This window comes from Streptomyces sp. NPDC002851, from assembly GCF_053591935.1.
In genome coordinates, this window is sequence record NZ_JBSFUT010000090.1 from 1 (window position 1) to 2,850 (window position 2,850).

Below are 2,850 nucleotides of genomic sequence, written 5' to 3' on the forward strand. Positions count from 1 at the left end.
GGCCATGCCCCGGCCGGGGGTGAGGCGGTCGAGCGGGCAGATGGTGAACCAGTCGCCGTCGACGCTGAGTTGGAGTACATCAGTACCAGTGAGTCCACGTCGGCCTCCGGTCGATGTTCCGGGCCCTGAAGCGGGAGCGTCTGATCTTCCGTGATCCCGCCCGCACCGTCTCCCTGTCCGTTGCACGGCGCCTACCGGTCCCACTGCCCTCGGACCGCCTCCGGGGCCTGCTCGACAGGGTTCCCGGCGTCCGGGACAAGCTGATCGTCGCCCTGACGGCGGTCCATGCTCTCCCCATGACGCAGATCCGCCGGCTGCGGCTGGAGGACCTGGACAGGGCCCGCGGCCAGCTTCGGGTCCGCCGCCACGGCCGCATGGACCACGTGGTCTATCTCGACGAACTCACCATGAACCTGGCGACCGCCTGGATCATCGAGCGCGTCGAGCGATGGCCCGACTGCACCAACCCCTACCTGATCGTGAGCAGACAGACCGCAGTCGACGACCTTCACCCGCAGGTCAGCAACGAGGTCATCAGGACGCCCTTCCAGCGGGCTCGCATCAGCCCGGACAAACTACGGCAGGACCGGATCTTCGACGAGGCCCGGGAAACCGCCGACCCGATCCGCCTTATCCGCGTCTTCGGCCTCAGCGACGCGACCGCAACGAGATACGTCGCCGCCGCCCACCCCGACAAGAAGGCCGACCCGATCCAGGCTTGAGCAGAAGTACCCTTCATGGACTTCCGCACGGACGCGGTGAATAACGGCCTAGGCCATTTGACACGTGGGGCGACAATTCCAAAACGGCCTAGGCCGCATTTGACACGTGGGGTGTCAGGTGTTGATGTTTGTGACAGCAAGGGGGTCCGCAAGGCTCTGACCTGCGAATATGTGAGACTGATAACAGGAGGATAAATAACAATCAAAGTTACTCTCGCGCCAATCCTCAGGAAGGGCCGTCGAGAGCTCTCCGGGTCGGCTAAGTTCTCTCTCGGCCTGTTTCGGCAGGGCATGAATAACGGGGATGGCCGTTGCGCCGGCCATCCCCGCATGCCCTCTCCGAGGAGGTCTGTGATGAGGCCACTGCCACTACGGAAAGGAACGTTCCGAGCATGCCACGGAACCAAGGAAACCCGCAGGAGAACCTCCGGCCCAAGTGGGTGCCCACCGTCAGGACGCCCACTCGGCGAGAAGTGCTTGCCGTGACCTGCGGTGGTCTGTGGGCGCTGCTGGACCTGTTGGCACTGCAGCCTGAGCTGGCCACGGTGATCGCGGCGGTTGTCGTGCTGCTGGTGCTGTTCGTCGACCTCGACCCGTTGCCACGGTCCGGAGAGAGCCGCTCGTTGCCCAGTCCCCGCGGCGCTGCTGACGACAATCCCTCCGTGAACCCGCCGGTCTATCTCCCCAACAGGGGGGAATGACCCGCAGGTTCGCTCTCAGAGGCCTCCGGGAATCCGCGAACCCGTCGGTTTCCGGTCGCGTCCCTGGGAATCGGCTCGTCCGGATCCAGCAGCGTGTCCACCAGCACGTCACCGTGCACCGTGATGACGCTGATCTCCACGATCCGCGCGTTCGCGTCCAGCCCGGTCGTCTCCGTGTCGAGGATGACCGTGCGCTCGTCGGAGAGCACCTCACGCGCCCAAGCGGCGCTCCTCGATCCGCCGCTGCTCCCGCTCGCGTTCTTCCTCGGCCCGTTGCCGGGCCCGCTCGATCTGATGCCGCTCGTACGTGGCCTGGCAGGGTGGGCACCGCACGGGCCAGTGCGGAGCAAGACCCCACGAGACGAGCCGCACGTCCTGCTCCTTCAGGCAGGCATGCTGCGCCTTTTGGAAGGCCCGCGCCTCCTTCTTCGGCACGATCCTCACCGAGTAGCCCTCGGTGGCGCACACGGTGACCTCCTCGATCCACGCGGCCGCCTTGTGCTGCAGCTCGGCGAGCTGCGCCCGCCGGCACTTCCCGCAGCGCCCGTGGGATCGCGGCCAGGACCGCTCCCGCACCGCCTTGCAGTCCCGGCAGGCCCGTGCCCGCAGACGTTCCTCGGCCAGCTGCTCCCGCCGGCAGTCGGGGCACTGGTGGTGCCTCGTCGGCAGCGGCCGCATCTTCACCGCCGCCTGCGGGTCGTACAGGGGCACGTCGCCGTGCCTGCGCAGCCGCAGGTACGCCAAGGGCCGCTGCTCCGGCGCCAACTTCAGCCGCTGCTCGCCGAGTTGCGTCTGTGTCCGCAAGTGTGCCGGAGCCTTCCCCCACCGGTACACCGGCACCCCCGCCACCTCGTCGATTGGAGCGCCCCGTTCCGCACGGCCTGCCGGACCTGAGCGGGGGCGTTCGCTGTTGTGGTCATGGGTCATCACCTCTTGTCTGTGACCACGACCGATGGTTGGCCAGCCGGTCGCGCGGAGGTGCAGGTCGCGTGCTCATGTTGATTTGTGGTTGGCCAATTTGGCGGGTGGTAGTTGGCCAGACGGGGAGCGAAGGCAGGGCTGGGTGCGGGAGTCCGTCGGAAAAACCCGGCTGCGCGGGGACGGGGAGATCGGCAGCATGGCGGAGTGCCTGATCTGCTGTGGAACGACGTGCGGTGTTTCTTCGATCCCGATGTGATGGGGTCCCTGCCGGACGTCAGTGTCCCTCATGCCTCGATGGAGGACTGGCAGTCTGTCCTTGACCTGGTCGCTGCGAGCGGCTGGCCGTGGCAGCACTCCGAAGGCGGGGCCGTGCGGCCCATGCCGCGGGCAGAGGTCGTGCTGTCCCGTCCACTGGGCGCTGAGTGCCCGGAGCTGAGGGTCTGGCCGTCGGCCGATGTGCTGGTGATCTTCCGCTTCTCTGCGTCGGAGGAGGTCGACTTCGATGT

General features: G+C 67.0%; 4 protein-coding genes and 1 pseudogene. 3 read left to right on the forward strand and 2 right to left on the reverse strand.

From position 1 onward, the window contains the following. Nucleotides 1–296 precede the first annotated feature (296 nt). Both ACWD10_RS38325 and ACWD10_RS38330 read left to right on the forward strand, forming a co-directional pair. Nucleotides 297–722: a hypothetical protein gene (locus tag ACWD10_RS38325; RefSeq protein WP_451098448.1), complete on the forward strand. Its 426-nt coding sequence runs from the start codon at nt 297–299 to the stop codon at nt 720–722. A 473-nt stretch (nt 723–1,195) separates the two neighbouring features. Continuing rightward, nucleotides 1,196–1,423 carry a hypothetical protein gene (locus tag ACWD10_RS38330; protein ID WP_451098450.1) on the forward strand — a complete coding sequence of 76 codons (228 nt, stop codon included), beginning with the start codon at nt 1,196–1,198 and terminating at the stop codon, nt 1,421–1,423. Here ACWD10_RS38330 and ACWD10_RS38335 read toward each other — a convergent pair. Together ACWD10_RS38335 and ACWD10_RS38340 are read right to left on the reverse strand one after the other, a co-directional pair. After that, a complete protein-coding gene (locus ACWD10_RS38335) occupies nt 1,399–1,632 on the reverse strand; it encodes a 3'-5' exonuclease (protein ID WP_451098452.1) in 234 nt (77 codons plus the stop codon). The two genes, ACWD10_RS38330 and ACWD10_RS38335, sit on opposite strands and share 25 nt — an antisense overlap. 1 nt (nt 1,633) lies before the next feature. Continuing rightward, on the reverse strand, nt 1,634–2,227 hold the full coding sequence (locus ACWD10_RS38340; RefSeq protein WP_451098456.1) for a hypothetical protein: 594 nt from the start codon (nt 2,225–2,227) through the stop codon (nt 1,634–1,636). Nucleotides 2,228–2,548: 321 nt separating this feature from the next. On the opposite strand from ACWD10_RS38340, the pseudogene ACWD10_RS38345 reads away from it, so the two are divergent. Next, nucleotides 2,549–2,850: pseudogene (locus ACWD10_RS38345) on the forward strand (hypothetical protein); the annotation flags it as partial.

Coding starts and splice junctions, on each gene's coding strand:
- ACWD10_RS38325 (WP_451098448.1), top strand. CDS start 297: ATGACGCAGATCCGCCGGCTGCGGCTGGAGGACCTGGACAGGGCCCGC.